This is a genomic window from Conexibacter sp. W3-3-2 (genome assembly GCF_009707605.1).
Taxonomy (GTDB): domain Bacteria; phylum Actinomycetota; class Thermoleophilia; order Solirubrobacterales; family Solirubrobacteraceae; genus Paraconexibacter; species Paraconexibacter algicola.
On record NZ_WLYW01000001.1, the window covers coordinates 3658419 to 3679186 of the forward strand.

Consider the following 20768-nt stretch of genomic DNA (forward strand, 5'->3'; position numbering starts at 1 on the left):
GTGGACGTCATGCCCTCCGCTCTCGTGCACCGTGCCGTGACCGCGCTCGCCGTGACGCTCGGCGCCGGTGCCCTCGCCGCGTCCGCCAACGGCATGCGCTCGATCGACAGCGAGCTCGTCTCCGTGACGAAGCCCGTGCAGCAGCAGGAGCAGGTGAAGCCCTGCCCCGAGCCGCAGAACCAGGTGCCCGACGGCGAGGTCCGCGAGTCGCTGCCCGGCAGCGAGAACGCGCGGGAGCTCTAGATGCGCCTGCTCCTCGCCGAGGACGAGCCCAAGGTCGCCGCCGCGGTCGCCAAGGGCCTGCGCCGCCACGGCGCCGCCGTCGACGTCGCGCCCGACGGCGCCGTCGCGCTCCAGCACGCCCGCGTCCACCCGTACGACGTCGTCATCCTCGACCGCGACCTCCCCGAGGTCCACGGCGACCAGGTCTGCCGCACGCTCAGCGCCGAGCAGCCCGAGACGAAGATCCTCATGCTCACCGCCGCCCGCACGACCGACGACCTCGTGCAGGGCCTGGCGATGGGCGCCGACGACTACCTCGCCAAGCCGTTCCGGTTCGCCGAGCTCGTCGCGCGCGTCCACGCGCTCGCCCGCCGCGGCGGCGTCGCCCGCCCGACCGTGCTCGCGCACGGGGACATCGAGCTCGACCCGGCCCGCCGCACCGCCACCCGCGCCGGCCGCGATCTCGAGCTCAGCGCCAAGGAGTTCGGTGTCCTGCAGGCCCTGCTCGCGGCCGACGGCGCCGTCGTCAGCCCCGAGGAGCTGCTCGAGCGCGTCTGGGACGCGAACGTCGACCCGTTCACGAACACCGTCCGCATGATCGTCATGAAGCTCCGCCGCAAGCTCGGCGAGCCCGCCGTCATCCACACCGTCCCGGGCGCCGGCTACCGCCTCTGATGCGGCGCTGGTCCTCGCTCCGGGTGCGGCTGACGCTGGGCTGCGTCGCGCTCGTCGTGGTCCTCAACGCCGGTGTCCTGGGCCTGAGCTGGGGCCTCATGGACCGCCACCTGGAGCGGACCGTCCCCGCCCAGTACGCGACCGACGTGGCGTCCGAGCTGGCCCGCCAGTACGTGCTCGCCGTCGTCGGCGCCGGACTGCTCGCGCTCGCGCTCGCCTGGGCCGGTGCCGGCCGGCTGCTGGCCCCCGTGCGGCGGATCGCCGCGACCGCCCGGCGCGTCGGCGAGGGCGACGACCTCCGTGAGCGCGTGCGGCTCCCCGACGGGCCGCAGGACGAGCTGCACGACCTCGCCGTCACCTTCGACGGGATGCTCGACCGCGTCGAGGGCGCGGTCGGCGCGCAGCGGCGCTTCGTCGCCAACGCCAGCCACGAGCTGCGCACCCCGCTCACGTCGATCCGCGCCGAGGTCGAGGTCGCGCTCGACGACCCCGACGCGACCGCCGAGGAGCTGCGCGCCGTCCTGCGCAGCGTCGTCGAGACCGGCGAGGGCGCCGAGCGCCTGATCGACGGGCTGCTCGTGCTCGCCGGCGCCACCGACGGCGTCCCGCGCCGCGAGCCGGTCGACCTCGCCGACGCCGCCGGCCGCGCGCTCGACCAGCTCGGGCTCGAGCGGGTCCCCGGTCGCGTCGAGCCCGTCGTCGTCCGCGGCGACGACGTCCTCCTCACCCGCGTGGTCGTCAACCTCGTCGAGAACGCGATCGTGCACGGCGAGGACCCGGAGCTCGACGTCCGCCGCGAGGACGGCGACCGGGCCGTCGTGGAGGTCCGCAGCCGTGGACCGCAGCTGGACCCGCAGCTCGTCGACCGCCTGCACCAGCCGTTCGAGCGCGGCGGCCGCACCCGCCGCGAGGGCCGCGGCGCCGGCCTCGGGCTGTCGATCGTGCACCAGGTCGCCCGCGCCCACGGCGGCACGCTGCGCCTGCACGCCCGGCCCGGCGGCGGGCTCGTCGCGCGCGTCGAGCTGCTCGCCGACCCGCTCCCCGCCCCTGCGGTCGGGCCGGCCGCACGCCGCGACGAGGCGGCCGTTACCCCGACGTGACGCCCGGTCCCGCACCATGTGGGACATGAGCGAACCGCACGGCCACGATCCCCTCCTCCCCGAGACCGCCGTCGAGGACGACGTCGCCGGGCAGGCGCGCAAGGCGCTCCAGGGCGCGCTGTGGGAGTGCAAGCGCGTCGTCGTCGGGCAGGACGCGATGCTCGAGCGGGTCCTCATCGCGCTGCTCAGCGGCGGCCACGTGCTGCTCGAGGGCGTCCCCGGCCTCGCGAAGACGCTCACCGTCCGGACGCTCGCCGACACGCTCGGCGGCAGCTTCAACCGCATCCAGTTCACGCCCGACCTCGTCCCCGCCGACCTCGTCGGCACGCGCATCTGGCAGCCGGACACGCACGAGTTCCGCACCGAGCTCGGCCCGGTCGTCGCCAACCTCGTCCTCGCCGACGAGATCAACCGCGCCCCCGCGAAGGTCCAGTCCGCGCTGCTGGAGGTCATGCAGGAGAAGCAGGTGACGATCGGCGGCCAGAGCTACCAGGTGCCGAGCCCGTTCATCGTCCTCGCGACCCAGAACCCGATCGAGTCCGAGGGCACCTACCAGCTGCCCGAGGCGCAGGTCGACCGCTTCCTCTTCAAGATCAAGGTCGACTACCCCGACCTGGAGGACGAGGTCGCGATCGCCCGCGGCCAGGCCGGCGAGGGCCTCCAGGCCCAGCGCGTGCTCGAGCCCGCCGACCTGCTGCGCTACCGGCAGGCCGCCCGCGGCGTGCAGGTCGACCGGCAGGTCGCCACCTACGCGGTGCAGATCGTCGCCGCCACCCGCGACCCCGCCCGCCACGGCCTGCACGACCTCGCGCCGCTGATCGAGTTCGGCGCCAGCCCGCGCGCGTCGATCGGGCTCGTCCAGGCCGCCCAGGCCGTCGCGCTGCTGCGCGGCCGCTCGCACGTCACCAACGCCGACGTCCACGACCTCGCCCGCGACGTGCTGCGCCACCGCGTCGTGCTCACCTACGACGCGCTCGCCGACGGCGTCGACGTCGACGAGCTCCTCGACCGCCTGCTCCTGCACGTCGCGCCCGAGGGGCGCGCGCCGCTCTCGCAGGCCGGCTGACCGGATGGCCCGACCGCCCCGAACTCCGAAGACGACGGCCGGCCCGTCGCTCGTCGTCCCCGCCGGACGGCAGGGCCCGGGCACGGTCACCAGCGACGCGGTCGCGCGCGTCGACCTCGGCCTGCTGCGGCGCGCCGGCGGCGTGCTCCCCGGCGACCACCTCGGCATCGGGGCGGGCGCCGGCACCGAGCTCGCCCGGCTGCGCCCCTACGAGGCCGGCGACGACGTGCGGCAGATCGACCCGGCCGCCACCGCCCGCACCGGCGAGCCGCACGTCCGGCTGCAGGTCCCGGAGCGCTCGATCACCACCTGGCTGGTCCTCGACGTCTCCCCGTCGATGGGGTTCGGCAGCCGCGACCGGCTCAAGAGCGACATCGCCGAGGGCGTCGCCGCGGTCGTCGGCCGCGTCGCGATCCGGCGCGGTGGCCGCGTCGCGGTCGTCACCGCCGGGGAGGACACCCCGCGGATGCTGCGCCCGCGCGGCGGCCGTGGCGCGCTCGCCGGGCTGCAGCGCCTCGTCGCGCAGGGCATCCGCCCCGACGGCGTGCCCGGCGGGCCGCTGTCGGAGGCGCTCGTGCGCGTCGCGCGGCTCGCCCGCACCCGCGGCGTCGTGGTCGTCGTGTCGGACTTCCGCGCCGAGGGCGAGGAGTGGACGGTCATGCTGCGCCGCCTCGCGTCCCGGCACACGGTCGTCGCGATCGAGATCGCCGACCCGCTCGAGGCCGCGATCCCGGACGTCGGGCACCTGCAGCTCGTCGACCCCGAGACCGGCGAGCTCGTCGAGCTCGACACGTCCTCGCCCGCGCTGCGCGAGCACTACGCGAAGGTCGAGTCGACCCGTCGCGCGCGGGTCGCGCGCGCCCTGCGCCGTGCGCCCGCCCGCCACGTGCAGCTGTCCACCGACCGCGACTGGGCCCGCGACCTCGTGAAGGCGCTGCGATGAGCTTCCAGGAACCGCTCCACCTGCTCGCGCTGCTGGCGATCCCGCTGCTGCTGCTGTTCTGGCGCAGCGAGCAGGCGCGCCGCCGTCGGATCGCGATCCGGCACCCGGCGGCCGGCATGGTCGCGCGGACCGGCGTGGCGCGCACGGGCACGCTGCGCCGCGTCCTGCCCGCGACGCTGCTGGCGTTCGCCGCGGTCGGCCTGACCGCCGCGTTCGCGAAGCCGACCCGCACCGTCGACGTCCCCGTCGACCAGGCGGCGATCATGCTCGTCACCGACCAGTCCGGCTCGATGCAGGCCGACGACGTCGCGCCGAACCGCATCACCGCGGCGAAGAACGCGGCGAAGACGTTTGTCGAGGAACTGCCCGACGGGCTGCTCGTCGGCTTCGAGAGCTACTCCAGCGGCGTCGTCAGCGTCGTCGACCCGACCACCGACCACGACGAGGTGCGCGACGCGATCTCCGGCGTGGAGGCCAACGGCGGCACCGCGACCGGCGAGGCGCTGACCGCGGCCCTGGACCGCCTCGAGGCCCGCAAGACCGACGACGGCCGCACCGCGCCCGCAGCGATCGTCCTGCTGTCCGACGGCAAGACGACCGAGGGCGTCGACCCGCTCGTCGCCGCCGAGCGCTCCAAGCGCCTGCGGATCCCGATCTACACGGTCGCCCTGGGCACCGACGACGGATACGTGATCGGCCCCAACGGCGAGATCCTCGCGGTGCCGCCGGACCGCGAGACGCTGCGCGAGATCGCGCGCCTGTCGGGTGGCCGGCCGTTCGAGGCGGCCGAGGCCGGCGAGCTCGACGCGGTCTACCGCACGCTCGGCTCGCGGATCGGCACCCGCAAGGAGGACCGCGAGATCACGACCGCGTTCGCGGGCGGGGCGCTCGTGCTCCTGCTCGCCGGGCTCGGCACCGGCCTGCGCTGGCGCAGCCGCCTGGTCTGAGACGGGCGCGGCCCGGTCAGCGCAGCGGCCGCCCGCGCAGCCGGGCGGCCTCCAGCAGCCGCTCGAGCGCGAGGTCGAACGCGGCGTCGCGCAGCGGCCGGTCCGCGCGCGCGGCGCGCTCGCGGACCTCGTCGCAGGCGCGGCGCATCGCCGCCGTGAGCCGCAGGTCGACCTCCTCGGCGGTCCACTGCTCGCGCAGCAGCCCCTGCTGCCGGGGCGATAGCGTCCGCCCATGCCGTCCCCCGCGATCGAGCTCGACGCCGGCGGTCGCGCGCTGCGGGTCTCCAGCGCCGACCGGGTGATCTTCCCCTCCCACGGTGCCACCCCGCAGATCAGCAAGCGCGAGATCGTCGAGTACTACCTGTCGGTGGAGGACGGGATCATGCGCGCGCTGCGCGAGCGGCCCGTCACGCTCGAGCGGTGGCCCAAGGGCGTGCGCGACGACATGCGCATCAGCACCCGGGACGGCTTCAAGGGCGACGCCTTCTACCAGAAGCGCGTGCCCAAGGGCGCTCCTGACTACCTCGAGACGGCGCACATCACGTTCCCGTCGGGGCGCACCGCGGACGAGATCTGCCCGACGGAGATCGCCGTCGTCGGCTGGGCCGCCCAGATGGGCACGATCACCTTCCACCCGTGGCCGGTGCGCCGCGCCGACGTCGACCATCCCGACGAGCTGCGGATCGACCTCGACCCGCAGCCGGGCACCGACTTCGCCGACGCGGTCAGCATGGCGGCGAGCGCGCGTGAGCTGCTGGACGAGCTCGGCTACGTCGGGTTCCCGAAGACCTCCGGGGGGCGCGGCATCCACATCTACGTGCGGATCGAGCCGCGCTGGACGTTCACCGACGTCCGCCATGCAGCGATCGCGTTCGGCCGCGAGCTCGAGCGGCGCCGTCCCGGTGACGTGACGACGAAGTGGTGGAAGGAGGAGCGCGGCGAGCGGATCTTCGTGGACTACAACCAGAACGCGCGGGACCGCACGATCGCGTCGGCGTACTCGATCCGCCCGAAGCCGGGCGCGCCCGTGTCCGCCCCGGTCGAGTGGGACGAGCTCCCGTCCGTGCAGCCGTCGGACTTCACGGTCGCGACGATGCCCGCCCGGTTCGCGCAGCGCGGCGACCTGCACGCGGCGATCGACGACGTGCAGCACTCGCTGCAGCCGCTCCTGGACCTGTACGCGCAGGACGAGCAGGGCGACATGCCCTACCCGCCCGACTACCCGAAGATGCCGGGCGAGCCCAAGCGCGTGCAGCCCTCGCGCGACACCGACCGGCGCGAGGGCTGACGCTCCCGCCGGTCAGCCGATCCGCTGCGGGGCGGTGCCGGCGACCGCGCGCTCGAGCCGCGGCACCAGCCGCTCCAGCAGGTACGGCAGGCTCAGCGGCGTCGGGTAGTACAGGGCGCCCGCGAGGATCCGGTCGGTGTACACGGCGTGCCGGTCGCGGACGGCGCGCAGGCCGCGGAACGTCGGCACCTCCAGGAGCTTGCGGACGTCCGCGGCACGCTCGGTCGCGGCGACGAGGACGTCGGCGTCGAGCACGTCGAGCCGCTCCGCCGAGACGCCGACCTGGACGCCGCGCTCGGCCGCCAGCGGCGTCAGCCGCGGGTTGACGGTGAAGCCCAGCAGCGACAGCGGCTGCGTGTTCAGGCCCTCCGGGTAGGCGTACAGCTGCCCCTGGTAGAAGCCGTTCTGCGTGAACGTGATCGTCTTCCCGGCGAACTCGGGATGCTCGCGGGCGACGGCGGCGTAGTCGCGCTCGATCGAGGCGACGAGCTCGCGGCCCTGTCGGGCGCGACCGAGGGCGGCGGCGATCAGCTCGGTCTGCACGTCCCACGGGGACAGGAACCTCGTGCCGCCGCGGGGCTGCGCGACGGTCGGGGCGATGCGGCGCAGCTTGTCGTAGTCGGCGCGCGCGAGGCCCGCGTTCGTCGCGAGGATCAGGTCGGGGCGCAGGGCGGCGATCCGCTCGAACGCCAGGCCGTCGGTCGTCGGCAGGACGGTCGGCGTGGCGTCCCCGAGCTCGTCCTGCGCCCACGGCCACACGGCGTCGGGCTGCTCGCCGTACCACTCCGAGGTGGCCAGGGGGTGAGGCCGAGGGCCAGCACGGTGTCCTGCTCGGTCGGGCCGAGCACGACGATCCGTCGCGGCGCGGCCGCGACGGTGGTGGAGCCGAACGCGTGCGTGACGGTCGCGGGGAACGTGCCGCCGGAGGCCGTCGTCCCGGCGTCGGTCCCGGTGGGGTCGGAGCTGCCGCAGGCGGCCAGCGCCAGCGTGGCCGCGATCGCGGCGAGGGCGGGGAGCAGGCGGGACATCAGCGGCTCCCCCCGGTGGTGACGACGCGGTGCGGGGCGCGGCCCTGCAGCGCGCGCCCGAGCTGCGGCACGAGACGCTCGAGCACGTACGGGAGGCTGAGCGGGCTGGTGAAGTAGATCGCCCCGGCGAGCGTGCCGTCGGTGAAGACGGCGCGGTTCTCGCGCACGCCGTCGAGCGCGCGGAAGGTCGGGACGCGGTCGAGCGCGGCGACGTCGGAGGGCTTCTCGGTCGCGAACAGCAGGGCGTCCGCCTCGAGCAGGTCGACCCGCTCGGGGAGAGCGTCACCTGCTCCCCGGCCTTCTCCCGCAGCCGCGTGATCGCGGGCGCGATGCGGAAGCCGAGGTCGGTGAGGAACTCCGTGTTCAGCCCTTCGGGGTAGGTGTAGATGAGCCCGTCGTAGAACGCGTTCTGGGTGAAGGTGACGGTCCTGCCCGCGAACTCGGGGTGCGCGCGGCGGGCGGCGGCGAACGCGCCGCGGATCCGGGCGACGATGGCGCGGCCGGCGGCCGGGCGGCCGAGCGCGGTGGCGATCGTGACGGTCTGCTGGTCCCAGGGGGAGAAGACGTCGCTGCTGCCCTTCGGCGCGGCGACGGTCGGTGCGATCCGGCTGAGCTTCTCGTAGTCGGACCGCTTCATCCCGGCGTTCGTCCCGACGATCAGGTCGGGGCGCAGCGCGGCGATCTTCTCGAGCTCGAAGCCGTCGCCGAGGCTCAGGACCTCGGGCCGGGCGTCGCCGAGCTCGTCCCGCGCCCACGGCCAGACGGCGTACGGCTGCTCGCCGTACCACTCGGTGGTCGCGACGGGGACCTCGCCGAGGGCCAGGAGCGTGTCCTGCTCGGTGTAGCCGACGGACACGATCCGCTGCGGGCGTCGCGGCACGGTCGTGGTGCCGTAGCGGTGCTCGACGGTCGCGGGGAACGTGCCGCGGTCGGCGGCGGCGGGCGTGGTGGCGGCGGTGGGCTCGGGGTCGGGCTCGGACGAGCCGCACGCGCCGAGGGCGAGCGCGGCGGCGGCCAGGAGGGGGATCGGGAGGCGAAGGCGCATCCGCACATAGTAAGGGTGCCCTTACAAAGTCCGCGTCCCGGCCCCCGCTCCGGCGCCACCGGTCCTCAGCCGACCGCGGTCGCCTCGAGCTCGACGAGCAGGTCCGGCAGGACCAGCCTCTTCACCCCGAGCACGGTCGTGGCCGGCTGCGCGCCCGCCCCGCCCAGCCGACCCGCGAGCACGCCGTAGTGACCGAACAGCAGGTCCACGTCGGTCGCGTAGACCGTCAGGCGCACGAGGTCCGCCAGGCCCATCCCCGCCTCGGCCAGCACCGCCTCGAGGTTGTCCAGGGCGAGCGCGAGCTGCGCCTGCAGGTCCCCGGCGTGCTGCGGCTCGCCGCTCGCGCTCATCGCCGCCTGACCGCTGACGTGCAGCGTCCGGGTGGCGCCGGTGACGAGCTCGCCCTGCGTGTAGCCGAGCGGCAGCGACCAGGGCCAGGGGTTGATCGGAGTCCGTGTGGGTGTCATGGCCGCCACGCTGACAGGGGCATCACGACACCCTCTGTCGTGTATCCGGAAAACTTGCGCTGATGCGCGCCGACCGCCTGGTCGCCCTCGTGCTCCTGCTGCGCCAGCGCGGCCGGATGACCGCCGCCCAGCTCGCCGAGGAGCTCGAGGTCTCCCCGCGCACCGTGCTGCGCGACGTCGAGGCGCTCGCGGTCGCCGGCGTGACGATCGAGGCCGAGCGCGGCCGCTACGGCGGCTTCACGATCGACCCCGGCCTGCGCACCGAGCTGACCGGCCTGACCCAGGACGAGGCGCTCGCGCTGCTCGCCGCCGGGACCCGGCACGGGGCCGGCGCGTTCGGGCTCGGCTCCGCGCTCGCGTCGGCGATGCTGAAGGTCCTGGACGCGCTGCCGCCGCCCCGCCGCGAGGCCGCCGCGGGCGCGCGCCGCCGACTGCTCCTGGACCCCGAGGTCGATCTCCTCTCCCGGCGCGTGCCGCGCGAGGACCTGCCCGACGCCGTGGTCGCCGCCGTCCGCCGCGCCGTCCTCGACGGGCGACGGCTGTCGCTCCTGCACGCCGCGCCCGGCGGGGAGCCGCGCCGCCGGACGGTCGACCCGGTGGGGCTCGTCACCGTCCGCGACCTCGGCTACCTGCTCGCGCTCCGCGACGGCGAGGACCGCACCTACCGGCTGTCCCGCATCCGCGAGGCGACGGTCCTCGACGAGCCCGCCCGCCGGCCCGCCGACGTCGACCTCGAGCGCGAGTGGCGCGAGCGCAGCGCCCGCTTCCGGGCCGGGGACGGCCAGCTCGCCGTCCGGCTGCTGCTGCACCCGCGACGGCGCGAGGAGCTGCTCGACACCGCGCTCGCGGTGCTGCACGAGGAGCCGAGCCCGCCGCAGGACCCCGAGCGGCAGCTGCTGGAGGTCACCTTCCAGGACCTCCGCCACGCCGAGTGGGCGCTCTGGCAGCTCGGCACCGACGCCGTGGCGCTCACACCCGACGCCCTCCGCGACGCGCTGCGCGAGCGGGCCGCCGCGTTCGCCGCCGCCTACGCGCGACCGCGGCCCGACTGAGCCGCCGCCCGCGGCCACGACCCGGCACACTGCCGGGATGCGGTCCGACCCCCCGCAGGCTCCCGCGGCGCGGGCCGCCCCCGCCGCGCCCCGCGGTGCGGTCGCCGTGCTCGCGCTCGCCGTCGGGATCGTGCTCGCCGACAGCGCGATCGTCACGCTCGCGCTGCCCGAGATCCTGCGCGAGCTCGGCGCGGAGGTGGCGGAGGTCGCCTGGGTCCTCACCGGCTACAACCTCGTCCTCGCGCTCGCCGCCGTGCCCGCCGCCCGTCTGTGCGTGCGCCCGAGCGGCGCCCCTGTCGCGGGGACGGTCGGGCTCGTCCTCTTCGCGGCCGCCTCGGCGGGCTGCGCGCTGGCGGGCACGCTTGGCGTGCTGATCGGCGCCCGGATCGTGCAGGCGCTCGGCGGCGCGCTGGTCATCGCCGCGTGCCTGGAGCTGCTCGTCGCCGCGACCGGGGACGAGCGGCGCGGCGCGGCCCGCTGGGCGGCGGCCGGCGTCGCGGGCGCCGCGATCGGGCCGGTCGCGGGCGGGCTGCTCACCGAGGCGATCTCCTGGCAGTCGATCTTCATCGCGCAGGTGCCGCTCGTGCTGCTCGCGGTCCCGGCGACGCTCGCCCTGCGCGGGGCGACGGCGCCGCACGCCGCCCCGGCGGACGCGCCGCCGGACCGGCCGCACGTCGCCGCGAACCTCGCGCTCGCGCTGCTCAGCGCCGCCCTGACCGCGGCGCTGTTCCTGCTCGTGCTGCTGCTCGTGGAGGGCTGGCGGCGCTCCCCGGCCCTGGCCGCCGTCACCGTCACGGTCATCCCCGTCGCGGCGATCGCCGCCGGCGCGCTCGCGCGGCTGGCGCGCGCCGGCACGCGGGCGGAGGCCGTGGCCGGGGCGATCCTGATGGCGGGCGGCCTCGTGTCCCTGGGGCTGCTGCCGGACGCCGACCCGCGCTGGACCCTCGCGCCGCAGGCGCTCGTCGGGCTCGGGCTCGGCCTGACGATCGACTCGCTCACCGCCGTCGCGCTCGCCGACCGGGTGCCGCGCGCGCTGCACGGCGGCTGGACGATCGCCGCCCGGCACGCGGGGGTCGTCGCCGGGCTCGCGCTGCTCACCCCGATCTTCACCGCCGACCTGCGGGACGCGCAGCGCCCGGCGCAGGAGGCGATCGCCGCGCTCGTCATCGACGCGCCGCTCCCGGCGACGACGAAGCTCGACCTCGCCGACGGCCTCGGCCGGCAGCTGCAGGCCGAGGGCGGTCGCGTGCCCGACCTGCGGCCGGCGTTCGCGGCGCTGCGGCTGCCGCCCGCGCAGCGGGCCCGCGCCGAGGTGCTCGAGCGCGCTCTCGACGACCAGCTCGAGCGGGCCGCGACCCGGGCGTTCCGCGACGCGTTCCTGCTCGCGGGCGGTCTGGCGCTGCTCGCCGTCCTGCCCGCCCTGCTGCTCGGCGGTGGCGCGCCCGGCCCCGGTCGTCCGGCGGGATCGTGATGCGCGCGCTGCTGCTGCCGCTGCTCGCGCTCGCCGCGTCGGTCGGACTGATCGCCGTCCACCTCGCCTCCGGCGGGGACGACTTCGTGCCGCGCAGCCCGGCGGACCCGTGCGTCGAGCGGCCGCTGCGGCCGGCCGCCCAGGTCGACGACCTCGAGCCGCTGGTCGAGGAGCTCGTCGTGCTCGGGGTGGCGCGCGCCGCGTGCACGTTGCGCGTCCCCCGCGAGCGGCTCGTCCTCGCCCTCCCGGTCGCCCGCGACCGGCGCGCGATCGCCGACGACGCGACGCTCGCCCGCGCGCTGAAGGGCGGCCTGGCCCGCACCCTCGACCGGCTGGAGCGCGGCGACCGGCTCCCGCGCGCGTCGGCGCTGCGCGACGCCTACAGCGACCAGCTCGGCCTGCCGGGCCTCGCCGAGGAGGCGGTCCGGCGCATCCCCGACGGCGTCGTCGACGACCTGCTCCCGACCGGCGCCGTGCTGCGTCGCGCCCTGGACGACCTCGACGTCCTCGCGGTGATCCGCGAGATCGACGAGCCCGACGCGCTCGAGCGGCGGCTGCGCGACGGGATCGAGCGCGCCGCCCGCGCCGAGGCGCGCGAGCGGCTCATCGGCAAGCTGCCGGGACCGCTGCGCTCGCTGCTCGGGCTCGGATAGCGTCCGCCGTCGTGAGCATCGAGATCAGCCAGGACATCGACGTCGACGCGACGCCGCAGGAGGCGGCCGCCCTCGTCGCCGACCTGCCCCGGTGGCCCGAGTGGTTCGCGCTCCACAAGGGCTGGTCGGGCGACGAGCCCACGGGTCCGGCCGGCAAGGGCACGACCTTCAAGCACCGCATCCGCGTGATGGGCGTGAGCGGGGACGTCACCTGGAAGGTCGCGGAGTCCGACCCGCCGCGCCGCTTCCGGCTCGAGGGCAAGGGCCCGAGCCGGTCGAACATGGAGGTCGACTTCCGCATCGCCCCGCGCGCGGGCGGCGGCAGCACGCTGTCGTTCACCGCGAAGATCGGCGGCCTCGCGCTGCGCCCGTTCGAGGGCCAGATCAAGCCGTGGCTGATGGTCCGCGTCGACCGCACGACCGACGCGCTGCAGCGGCTGCTCGCGGAGTAACGGCCGCGCAGAGGCCGGGCCGGACCGCGCCCGGCGGGAGCTCAGTCCTGCATGAGGCCGAGCTTGCAGACCAGGCCGAACGCCGGGGCGGCCGCGCTCGCGCCGTCGCGGGCGGCGAGCGTGCGCGACGCCGTCTCGCTGACCGGCCGGATCCGCATCGCGGCCGCGGCGACGGCCGGGTCCGGTGCGACGGCCGCGAAGCGGCGCGGGACCTGCGCGAACGCGCCCCGCAGATCGCGGCCGCTGCCGCGCGCGGCGCGACTCGTGGTCACGCCGACGGCCTGCACGCGCCCACGCGACACGCGGTACGCGTAGGTCGTGGCGCCCGCGCGCCGCGCGACGATCCCGCCCGTCAGGCGCCGCACGCCCGGCCGGCGCAGCAGCGCGCCCGCCGCCGTGCCCGGCCGCACGCCGCCCGCCTCGTGCCCGGGCGCGCTGGAGGCGACGAGGTCGACGCGGCCGCTGCGCGCCCCGACGACCGCGACCGCGCGGGTCCGGGCGGACCGCGCGCCGCGCACGCCCCACGTCCACGCGCGGCCGCGCCGCTCGGGCTGGCCCGCCGCGCGCAGCAGCGCGTCCGGGGTGGCGCCGAGCCGGATCGTGCCGAGGCCGCGGCGGGTCAGCCGCTGCCGCGGCTCGCGCGAGGTCAGCGGTGCGATGCCGTTCGTGCGCTCCCACATCTGCAGGTACGCCTCGGTGCCGCGCAGCAGGTCCTCGGCGATCTGCGGCCCGCCGAGCTTGCGGACCTCCTCGACCCAGTCGGCGTACAGGCCGTAGTGCGCGACGCCCTCGCGGGCGTAGTCGAACGTGCGGCTGCCGGTGCGCTGGCGCTCGAACGTCACGCGTCCGTCGAGCGAGCGGAACGGGTACGTGACCCTGGCCGGCGAGTCCTGCGGCAGCGGTGCGCCCTGCTCGGCGAGGCCGCCGAGGTCCGCGCCGAAGCCCCAGCCGAAGTAGAACGGGGACTCGCCGTCCTTCGGGCGGTACTCCTTCCACCGCTCCACGAAGCGACCGGCCGAGGACGCCTGCGGGTAGGCGAGGCCGCCGAGACGGCGCAGCCGCGGCCAGTTGTCCGGGTCCATCCAGGAGTGCGGGCTGATGACGCCCGAGTAGCCCTTCGCCTCGGCGAGCGTCAGCGTCGCGTCGACGGCGGCCTGCGACATGTGGTCGGGGTTGACGATCCAGCCGCGCTCCATCAGCCGCCGCACCGCGTGCGCGCCGAGGTCGGTCAGGCCGCGCGTGTTGCAGTGCGGGCCGGGCGGGTAGGCGGGCAGCGTGCCGCCGGGCACGCCGGCCTCCTTCAGCGCCTCGGGCACCGGGCCGCCCTGCGTCGGGACCTCGTTGTCGGTCAGCGCCGTGCCCGGCTCGCACGTCTTCGCGTCCCACCAGCGCCCGGCGCTCAGCCGGTTGCCGAGGTTGACGATGATCCCGGAGGTCCCCTCGTCGAACCGGACCCCGCCGAGCGGGTTGTCGTACTTGCCGACGAGCAGGGAGGAGCGGACGCCGAGCCGGTGCAGCTCGGCCATGTCCCGGTCGATCTTCGCGGCGTCGCACGTCGGGGCCTCGACGCCCGAGCAGCCGAACGGCTCGCTGAGCTCCATCTCCAGGACGACCGCCATCTTTCCCGCGTTGACGACCTTCCGGGCCTCGAACGGGTCGGTGACGATCCGGAACCAGCCCTTGCCGGGACCGCCGTTGAGCGCGTCGACGTACTCCTCCATCTGCCGGATCGACCGGACCGAGCGGCGCACCGTCTCCATCTCGTCGCACGGCTGGTCGCGGTTGGTCTGCAGCAGGCAGAGGATCCGGTTCTCGTTGACGCCCATGACCATCAGGCGCATGCCGGACATCCAGACCCGCTCGACCCACTTGTAGTACGTGCCCTCGTAGGTGAGGTTCGTCCGCGACCAGGAGTCGAGCGTCGGGTACCCGGCGGTGCTGTGCGGCGCGACCGGCGACCCGTAGCTGAGCAGGTTCTGGAACGGGGCGGCCGCCCCTCGGGGCCCCTCGATCTCCTCGCAGTCGGGCAGCGCGCGCGTGATCCCGTACGGGTGGAACGGCGCGCCGCAGTGGAAGCGCCCGCCGAAGTACAGGTAGGTCATCCAGTGCATGTGGCCGTCCATGAAGCCGCGGGTCTCCCCGTAGCTCGTGGTGCCGCGCGCCGGGGTGCCGGTGGCGTTCAGCTCGGCCTCGGGGAACCGCGGGCAGCCCTCTGCCGGGGCGGCCCGGACCGCCGGGGCGGAGGTCGCGGCGACCGTGGTGCCGTCGCGGCCCAGCGCGCGTCCCGGGTCGGTGGACGGGGAGAGCCTGAAGCCGCCGCCCGGCACCTCGGTGACGGTCCAGTCCCCGGCCGGGGACGGGCCGGGCGCCGCGGTCGTGCCGTCGCCCGTGGCGGTCAGGAACCGCCCGTCGCCGGTGAGCAGCAGGTAGCCGCCCAGGCGGGTGGCCTGGAAGCGCAGCGGCCCGGCGACCGGGGCGCCGTCGGGTGCGGTGAGCGTGAAGCAGCCGCCCTGGAAGCCGTAGCGGTCGGGCGGGCCCGCAGCGGCGGCGCTCGCGGCGGTGGCGCCGGCGACGGACGCCGCGGTGGCGAGGAGGACGAGGACCCGGGAGCCGGCGCGCATGCCGCGAGTCTTACATGAACGGTCACGTTCGTGTGACTGCGCGTCGCGCTTGACCGTCGGTGCGCCACGGTCACCGGACGTTCACCGGCCGGTCACGGTGCGGTAACGGGAGGCCGGGAAGCCGCGACTAGCGTCGCCGCCCGTGATCCCCAAGTCGCTGGTCCCTGCCGTCCTCTGCTGCCTCGCCGCGCTCCCGGCGACCGCTGTGGCCGACACCGCCACCCATTCGCTCTCCGCCGGATCGCTGAATCAGAATTGGACGAACGCGGGTCTGATCACTGCGAACGACAACTGGACCGGGGTCCCATCCATCACCGGCTACCTCGGCAACGTCGGTTCCGCGACGGACGCGGATCCGCGCTCGATCACGGCGTCGACGACGGACGAGGACGTCATCGCCAACCAGACGAACCCCAACACCGTCACGACGGGGGGCGTCGCCGAGTTCGCGATCACGGACCCGGTCGTCGCGCTCCAGGGATCCGGCACGGCGACCGCCCCGAACCTCGTCCTGCGCGTCAGCGCCACCGGTCGCAAGGACACGACGCTGACCTTCAACGCCCGCGACATCGACGGCTCGGCGGACAACGCTGTGCAGCAGATCGCCGTCCAGTACCGCCTCGGAACCAGCGGTGCGTTCACCCGCGCCGGCATGGCAGCCACTGACGGGTACATCTCCGACGCCACGACCGGCCCGTCCGCCGCGACCCTCGTCACCCCCGTCACCGTGACGCTTCCCGACGCGACGGACGGCCAGGCCACGGTCGACATCCGGATCCTCACCTCCAACGCGACCGGTTCCGACGAGTGGGTCGGCATCGACGACCTGACGGTCAGCTCGACCGCCGCGACCGTCGACCCGGAGCCGACGCCGACCCCCACGCCGACGCCGACACCCACGCCGACCCCGACGCCCGAGCCGCCGACGGTGCGGCCGATCGCCGAGATCCAGGGGACCGGGGCGACCAGCCCGCTCGACGGCCAGACCGTCACCACCGAGGGCGTCGTCACCGCCTCCTACCCGACCGGTGGCCTCAACGGCTTCTACCTCCAGACCCCGGGCACCCCGGACACCCCGGACACCCCGGGCGCCTCCGACGCGATCTTCGTCTACGGCGGATCGACCGGGTTCGCGACCTCCCCGGCGGTCGGGGACCCCGTCCGCGTCACCGGCACGGTCAGCGAGTTCAACACCGTCACCCAGATCACCGCCACGAGCGTCGCCGCCGCCCCGTCGGTCACCGGCACCGTGACGCCCAGGACGACCGTTCCGGGCACCGACTGCGCCCTCCCGGGCACCGACTGCCTCGCCGGCACCGCGCTCGACGCCGCCCGCGAGCCGCACGAGGGCGAGCTGTTCCAGCCGACCGCCGACTGGACCGTCACCGACTCCTACGACGGCTCGCCGTTCCCGAGCACCTCCTCGAACTTCTTCGGCGAGATCGGCCTGGCGGCCGGCAGCGACCGCGCGCTCGTGCAGCCCACCGAGGTCCACGACGCCCAGACCGAGTCCGCGCTGATCACCGCCCGCACCCGCTACAACGACGCCCACCGCATCGTGCTGGACGACGGCGCGACCGTGAACTACACGACGCAGACCGGCCAGCCGTACCCGTGGCTGACCCCGACGAACACCGTGCGCGTCGGCGCCGCCGTCACGTTCCCCAAGCCGGTCGTCCTCACCTACGGCTTCGGCACCTGGCGGGTGCTCCCGCAGTCCCAGGCGCAGGGCGCGTCGACCGACAAGGTCGCCTTCGAGCAGGACCGCCCGGCCGCCCCCGCCGCGGTCGGCGGGGACATCCGCCTGGCCACCTTCAACGTCCTGAACTTCTTCCCGACCACCGGTGAGGAGTTCGTCTCCTCGGGCCTCGGGAGCTGCACGTACTTCACCGACCGGGCCGGGCAGCGCACGACGACCCGTGACTGCGGGGCCAGCGGCCCGCGCGGGGCCGCGAACGACACCAACCTCGCCCGGCAGCGCGACAAGATCGTCGACGCGATCGGCAAGCTCGGCGCGGACGTCGTCGCGCTCGAGGAGATCGAGAACTCCGTGAAGTTCGGCAAGTCGCGCGACTTCGCGCTGGGCGCGCTCGTCAGCGCCCTGAACGCCGCGCAGGGCGCCGGCACCTGGGCGGCCGTCCCGTCCCCGCCCGCGGCGGAGCTGCCCGACCTCGCCGAGCAGGACGTCATCCGGCCGGCGTTCATCTACAAGCCCGCGAAGGTCGCGCTCGTCGGCCCCTCGAAGGTCCTGACCGGCAGCGCCGCGTTCGCCAACGCGCGGGAGCCGCTCGGCCAGGTCTTCAAGGCGGTCGGGCGCCCCGACAGCCAGGGCTACCTCGTCGTCGCCAACCACTTCAAGTCCAAGGGCTCCGGGGCCGACGACGGCACCGGCCAGGGGCTCGCCAACCCCGACCGCGTCGCGCAGGCCCAGGCGCTCGTGACCTTCGCCAACGACCTGAAGACCGCGCGTGGCGTCGACCGCGTCTTCCTCACCGGCGACTTCAACGCGTACTCCAAGGAGGACCCGATCCAGGTCCTCGAGGACGCCGGCTACGACGCCCTGGAGGCCGACGACCCGACCCGCGAGAGCTACAACTTCGGGGGCCTCGACGGGTCGCTGGACCACGTGCTCGCCAACGCGGCCGCGAAGACCGACGTCGCCGGTGTCGACGTCTGGCAGATCAACGCCAACGAGTCCGTCTTCTACGAGTACGGCCGCTTCAACGCCAACGTCACGAACCTCTACGACGCGGGGCCCTACCGCTCCTCCGACCACAACCCGGAGGTCGTCGGGATCGACCTGCCGGCACGTCCGCCGGTCGAGGTCCAGATCCTCGGGACCAACGACTTCCACGGCCGCCTGGTCGACGACCCGCAGTCGACCGCGGCGGGCGCAGCGGTCCTCTCCGGGGCGGTCAAGCAGCTCCGCGCGCAGAACCCCAACACGGTCTTCGCCGCGGCGGGTGACCTCATCGGCGCGACGACCTTCGACTCGTTCATCGACCAGGACAAGCCGACGATCGACGCGCTGAACGAGGCCGGTCTCGAGGTCTCGGCGGTCGGCAACCACGAGTTCGACCAGGGCTACGACGACCTCGTGAACCGTGTCATGAACCTGAACGCCGCGAAGGGCGGTGCCCGCTGGAAGTACCTCGGCGCGAACGTCCGCTTCAAGGCCTCCAACTCCCGGGCACTCGAGGGCACGTGGATCAAGGAGATGGACGGGGTGCAGGTCGGCTTCGTCGGCGCGGTGACCGAGCACCTCGACGAGCTCGTCTCGCCCGCCGGGATCGCGGACATCAAGGTCACCGACATCGTCCAGGAGACCAACGTCGCCGCCGCGGACCTGAAGACCGCCGGCGCCGACGTCGTCGTCCTGCTCGTCCACGAGGGCGCGCCGAGCACCGCCTGCGAGACCATGGCCAGCGATCCGGCCTCCGACTTCGCGCGGATCATCACCGGGGTCAGCGACGACGTGGACGCGATCGTTTCGGGCCACACGCACCTGGCCTACGACTGCTCGTTCCCGGTCGCCGGCTGGGCCTCCCGCCCGGTGACGACGCGGCCCGTGGTCTCCGCGGGCCAGTACGGCTCGAACCTCAACAAGCTCACCTTCACGGTCGACCCCGGGACGGGGATCGTGCAGGCCCGCAGCCAGTCGATCCTGCGCCTGAAGGCGGCCAACGCCGGCCCGGCCAACTACCCGCTCGACGGCCCGACGAAGACGATCGTCGACGCGGCGGTCGCCAACGCCGAGGTGCTCGGCGCCCAGGTGCTCGGTCGGATCGGAGCGCCGTTCAACCGCGCCAAGCTCTCGACCGCCGCGGAGAACCGTGGCGGCGAGTCGAGCCTGGGCAACCTCGTCGCCGAGGTGCAGCGCTGGGCGACCCGCAACGCCGAGTCCGGCTCGGCGCAGCTCGCATTCATGAACCCGGGCGGTCTGCGCGCCGACCTGGCCGGTGTCGCCGGTGCACTGCCGCGCGACGTCACGTTCCGCCAGGCGGCGACCGTGCAGCCGTTCGCCAACACCCTGGTGAACATGGACCTCACCGGCGCCCAGATCAAGGCGGCGCTCGAGCAGCAATGGCAGCCGGCCGGGGCGTCGCGCCCCTTCCTGAAGCTCGGGATCTCCAAGGCGCTGACCTACACGTACGACGCGGCGCTGCCGCAGGGGTCCCGGATCACGGGCATCCGGGTCGACGGCGTCCCGGTCACCCCGACGCAGACGTTCTCGGTGACCGTCAACTCCTTCCTCGCCAGCGGCGGTGACAACTTCAGCGCGTTCGCCGGCGGCACCGGCAAGCAGGACACCGGCCGGACGGACCTGCAGGCGATGGTCGACTACTTCGCCGCGATGGCGAGCGGCGTGCAGCCGCCGCTGGCGCTCGACGCGTCGCAGCGCGCAGTCGGCGTGCGGTTCCCGAGCGGGGCGCCCGCGTCCTACGCGCCGGGCGCGACGGTCGCGTTCTCGCTGAGCTCGCTCTCGATGTCGACGGCCGACGACGCGAAGGACGCGAACGTCACGGTCAAGCTCGGCAGCGCGACGCTCGGGACCTTCCCGGTGACCACCACCGCCGGGACGACGCCGGACGACGAGATCGGGACGGCGAGCGTCAGCGTGACCGTCCCGGCGAACGCGCCCGCCGGCCCGGCCGATCTCGTCGTCGAAGGCGCCACGACGGGCACCCGGGCGGTCGTGCCGATCACCGTCGCCCGCCGCCAGGCGGTCACCGCCACGGGCGCGAGCGTCGTCTGGGGCCAGACGCTCGCCATCCCGGTCACCGTCGACGGCAACGCGGGGACCCCGACGGGCACGGTGGAGCTACGGGACGGCACCACGCGGTTGGTCGACGGCACCCTGGGCGCCGGCGGCACCGCGACGCTGACGCTCCCCGCCCGCTCGCTCGACCCGGGCACGCGGACGGTGACCGTCGCCTACGGCGGTGGCGGCGTCTACGACGCGCAGACGACCACGATCACCGTGACCGTCACGAAGGCCCCGGCCACGGTGTCCGCGCCCACGACCGCGGTGCCGTTCGGTCAGAACGGGACCGTCGTCGTCACCGTCAGCACGCCGGCCGGCACGACGCCGACCGGCACCGTGCGGATCCTGCGCGGGGCTGCCGAGCTGGGCAGCGCCCCGCTCGGATCCGACGGCCGCGCCACGGTGCCGGTGGCCTCCTCGGGACTCGCCTCCGGACCGAGCGAGCTGACCGCGAGGTACGACGGGAGCACGTTCCTGCAGGACGCGTCCTCGACGTTCACGTACACGGTCGGCGCGGCCCCGACCCCAGACCCCGATCCGACGCCGCAGCCGACCCCGACGCCCGTGACCCCCGAGCCGACGCCCGGCACCCCGACCCCGACCCCGGGCACCCCGGGCACGGGCCAGACGCCGACGACCCCGCAGCCGACCCCCGGCCCGGGCACCACGCCCCAGCCGCCGGTGAGCGGCCAGGGACCGGCGGCGTGCGTCGGCAACCGCCGCGTCACCGTCACGCTGCGCCCGAAGAAGGGCCAGACGCTGCGGTCGGGCACCGCGACGTTCCGCGGTCGGGCGGTCACGCTCCGCAAGCGCGGGCGCGTCCTCGTCGCCACGATCGACCTGCGGGGCCTGCGCGAGGCGACCTACACGGTGCGGCTCGTCGGTCGCACCACGACCGGCCGCCGTGTCACGGCGACGGTCCGCGTCAAGAGCTGCGTGCGGACCGCGCGCTGAGCCGGTGCTGCGCCGGTGC

At 75.2% G+C, this 20768-nt stretch carries 16 protein-coding genes; 12 read left to right on the plus strand and 4 right to left on the minus strand.

The window, feature by feature from the left end:
* The first annotated feature begins 9 nt into the window (after positions 1-9).
* The 6 genes from GKE82_RS17665 to GKE82_RS17690 are packed head-to-tail and all read left to right on the plus strand — an operon-like array spanning position 10 to position 4953.
* Entirely contained in the window at positions 10-243 is a 234-nt protein-coding gene (locus GKE82_RS17665) for a hypothetical protein (protein WP_146175302.1), read from the plus strand.
* Entirely contained in the window at positions 244-897 is a 654-nt protein-coding gene (locus tag GKE82_RS17670) for a response regulator transcription factor (RefSeq protein ID WP_107568372.1), read from the plus strand.
* A complete protein-coding gene (locus GKE82_RS17675; protein ID WP_154734200.1) occupies positions 897-1997 on the plus strand; it encodes a HAMP domain-containing sensor histidine kinase in 1101 nt (366 codons plus the stop codon). The genes GKE82_RS17670 and GKE82_RS17675 overlap by 1 nt, the downstream gene beginning before the upstream one ends.
* Positions 1998-2022: 25 nt before the next feature.
* Positions 2023-3063: a MoxR family ATPase gene (locus GKE82_RS17680; protein WP_154734201.1), complete on the plus strand. Its 1041-nt coding sequence runs from the start codon at positions 2023-2025 to the stop codon at positions 3061-3063.
* A 4-nt stretch (positions 3064-3067) separates the two neighbouring features.
* Positions 3068-4006, plus strand: coding sequence for a DUF58 domain-containing protein (locus GKE82_RS17685; protein ID WP_107568375.1), 939 nt, complete (start codon positions 3068-3070; stop codon positions 4004-4006).
* The gene (locus GKE82_RS17690; protein WP_107568376.1) at positions 4003-4953 is read left to right on the plus strand and encodes a VWA domain-containing protein; all 951 of its coding nucleotides are present in this window, start codon (positions 4003-4005) and stop codon (positions 4951-4953) included. The genes GKE82_RS17685 and GKE82_RS17690 overlap by 4 nt, the downstream gene beginning before the upstream one ends.
* A gap of 16 nt (positions 4954-4969) precedes the next feature.
* On the opposite strand, the gene GKE82_RS31575 is transcribed toward GKE82_RS17690, so the two are convergent.
* The gene (locus GKE82_RS31575; RefSeq protein WP_375337007.1) at positions 4970-5269 is read right to left on the minus strand and encodes a hypothetical protein; all 300 of its coding nucleotides are present in this window, start codon (positions 5267-5269) and stop codon (positions 4970-4972) included.
* On the opposite strand from GKE82_RS31575, the gene GKE82_RS17695 reads away from it, so the two are divergent.
* Positions 5186-6241: a DNA polymerase domain-containing protein gene (locus GKE82_RS17695; RefSeq protein WP_154734202.1), complete on the plus strand. Its 1056-nt coding sequence runs from the start codon at positions 5186-5188 to the stop codon at positions 6239-6241. The genes GKE82_RS31575 and GKE82_RS17695 overlap by 84 nt on opposite strands.
* Positions 6242-6253: 12 nt before the next feature.
* Here the strand turns inward: GKE82_RS17695 and GKE82_RS28900 are convergent, their stop codons facing one another.
* Together GKE82_RS28900 and GKE82_RS17710 are read right to left on the minus strand one after the other, a co-directional pair.
* On the minus strand, positions 6254-8314 hold the full coding sequence (locus GKE82_RS28900) for an ABC transporter substrate-binding protein (protein ID WP_230316211.1): 2061 nt from the start codon (positions 8312-8314) through the stop codon (positions 6254-6256).
* Positions 8315-8379: 65 nt separating this feature from the next.
* Positions 8380-8781, minus strand: coding sequence for a RidA family protein (locus GKE82_RS17710; RefSeq protein ID WP_154734204.1), 402 nt, complete (start codon positions 8779-8781; stop codon positions 8380-8382).
* Positions 8782-8843: 62 nt separating this feature from the next.
* Between GKE82_RS17710 and GKE82_RS17715 the strand changes: the two genes are divergently transcribed.
* The 4 genes from GKE82_RS17715 to GKE82_RS17730 are packed head-to-tail and all read left to right on the plus strand — an operon-like array spanning position 8844 to position 12409.
* On the plus strand, positions 8844-9833 hold the full coding sequence (locus tag GKE82_RS17715) for a YafY family protein (RefSeq protein WP_154734205.1): 990 nt from the start codon (positions 8844-8846) through the stop codon (positions 9831-9833).
* A 37-nt stretch (positions 9834-9870) separates the two neighbouring features.
* Positions 9871-11304, plus strand: a complete 1434-nt coding sequence (locus GKE82_RS17720) for an MFS transporter (RefSeq protein WP_154734206.1) — start codon at positions 9871-9873, stop codon at positions 11302-11304.
* Positions 11304-11957: a hypothetical protein gene (locus tag GKE82_RS17725; RefSeq protein WP_107568387.1), complete on the plus strand. Its 654-nt coding sequence runs from the start codon at positions 11304-11306 to the stop codon at positions 11955-11957. The genes GKE82_RS17720 and GKE82_RS17725 overlap by 1 nt, the downstream gene beginning before the upstream one ends.
* Positions 11958-11968: 11 nt before the next feature.
* A complete protein-coding gene (locus GKE82_RS17730; protein WP_154734207.1) occupies positions 11969-12409 on the plus strand; it encodes an SRPBCC family protein in 441 nt (146 codons plus the stop codon).
* A 41-nt stretch (positions 12410-12450) separates the two neighbouring features.
* Here the strand turns inward: GKE82_RS17730 and GKE82_RS17735 are convergent, their stop codons facing one another.
* A complete protein-coding gene (locus GKE82_RS17735; protein ID WP_154734208.1) occupies positions 12451-15030 on the minus strand; it encodes a hypothetical protein in 2580 nt (859 codons plus the stop codon).
* Positions 15031-15172: 142 nt separating this feature from the next.
* On the opposite strand from GKE82_RS17735, the gene GKE82_RS17745 reads away from it, so the two are divergent.
* The gene (locus GKE82_RS17745; protein WP_196189286.1) at positions 15173-20749 is read left to right on the plus strand and encodes an ExeM/NucH family extracellular endonuclease; all 5577 of its coding nucleotides are present in this window, start codon (positions 15173-15175) and stop codon (positions 20747-20749) included.
* Positions 20750-20768: the final 19 nt, after the last annotated feature.

What these genes read in the sequence shown, in the direction of transcription:
- GKE82_RS17665 (WP_146175302.1), top strand. Translation starts at nt 10, where the DNA reads ATGCCCTCCGCTCTCGTGCACCGTGCCGTGACCGCGCTCGCCGTGACG.
- GKE82_RS17670 (WP_107568372.1), top strand. Translation starts at nt 244, where the DNA reads ATGCGCCTGCTCCTCGCCGAGGACGAGCCCAAGGTCGCCGCCGCGGTC.
- GKE82_RS17675 (WP_154734200.1), top strand. Translation starts at nt 897, where the DNA reads ATGCGGCGCTGGTCCTCGCTCCGGGTGCGGCTGACGCTGGGCTGCGTC.
- GKE82_RS17680 (WP_154734201.1), top strand. Translation starts at nt 2,023, where the DNA reads ATGAGCGAACCGCACGGCCACGATCCCCTCCTCCCCGAGACCGCCGTC.
- GKE82_RS17685 (WP_107568375.1), top strand. Translation starts at nt 3,068, where the DNA reads ATGGCCCGACCGCCCCGAACTCCGAAGACGACGGCCGGCCCGTCGCTC.
- GKE82_RS17690 (WP_107568376.1), top strand. Translation starts at nt 4,003, where the DNA reads ATGAGCTTCCAGGAACCGCTCCACCTGCTCGCGCTGCTGGCGATCCCG.
- GKE82_RS17695 (WP_154734202.1), top strand. Translation starts at nt 5,186, where the DNA reads ATGCCGTCCCCCGCGATCGAGCTCGACGCCGGCGGTCGCGCGCTGCGG.
- GKE82_RS28900 (WP_230316211.1), bottom strand. Translation starts at nt 8,314, where the DNA reads ATGCGCCTTCGCCTCCCGATCCCCCTCCTGGCCGCCGCCGCGCTCGCC.
- GKE82_RS17710 (WP_154734204.1), bottom strand. Translation starts at nt 8,781, where the DNA reads ATGACACCCACACGGACTCCGATCAACCCCTGGCCCTGGTCGCTGCCG.
- GKE82_RS17715 (WP_154734205.1), top strand. Translation starts at nt 8,844, where the DNA reads ATGCGCGCCGACCGCCTGGTCGCCCTCGTGCTCCTGCTGCGCCAGCGC.
- GKE82_RS17720 (WP_154734206.1), top strand. Translation starts at nt 9,871, where the DNA reads ATGCGGTCCGACCCCCCGCAGGCTCCCGCGGCGCGGGCCGCCCCCGCC.
- GKE82_RS17725 (WP_107568387.1), top strand. Translation starts at nt 11,304, where the DNA reads ATGCGCGCGCTGCTGCTGCCGCTGCTCGCGCTCGCCGCGTCGGTCGGA.
- GKE82_RS17735 (WP_154734208.1), bottom strand. Translation starts at nt 15,030, where the DNA reads ATGCGCGCCGGCTCCCGGGTCCTCGTCCTCCTCGCCACCGCGGCGTCC.